General features: G+C 56.9%; 1 protein-coding gene. It reads right to left on the reverse strand.

Features of this window, described 5'->3' with window-relative positions; all coding sequences use genetic code 11:
• Positions 1 to 114: 114 nt before the first annotated feature.
• The coding region (locus FJV41_RS57430) for an efflux RND transporter permease subunit (RefSeq protein ID WP_141649631.1) at positions 115 to 436 on the reverse strand (322 nt) is incomplete at its 5' end.

The raw sequence follows: 436 nt of genomic DNA on the forward strand, positions 1-436 counted from the left end.
CCAGAAATGGAAAGGGCCAGCGCGAGAAGGATATGCATTGCTTTCATGGTGTTTCCTGAGTACGTGAAAGAAAAAAATGGGCCCCGCAATTTGCGGAGCCCGAAGGCCCACTTGTCAGTGGGCGGAGGGAACAGGGTGCACGGGCTCTGCCGACACGTCTTCGTCCTTCTCGTCGGGCTTGTGAGCCAGTCGATAGAGGATTGGCAGCACCAACAGAGTGAGCAGAGTGGAGGAAAGAATGCCGCCAATTACCACCGTTGCCAGTGGGCGTTGAACCTCAGCGCCGGTACCTGTTGCAATGGCCATTGGAATGAAGCCCAGAGACGCCACGAGAGCGGTCATAAGCACAGGTCGCAGACGTGTCAACGCTCCATCGCGGATGGCATCGTCCAGCGGAACGCCTTCCTCTCTCAACGTCCGGATGTATGATAGCATC

Origin of the sequence: Myxococcus llanfairpwllgwyngyllgogerychwyrndrobwllllantysiliogogogochensis (assembly GCF_006636215.1) — a bacterium.
GTDB classification, from domain to species: Bacteria; Myxococcota; Myxococcia; order Myxococcales; family Myxococcaceae; genus Myxococcus; species Myxococcus llanfairpwllgwyngyllgogerychwyrndrobwllllantysiliogogogochensis.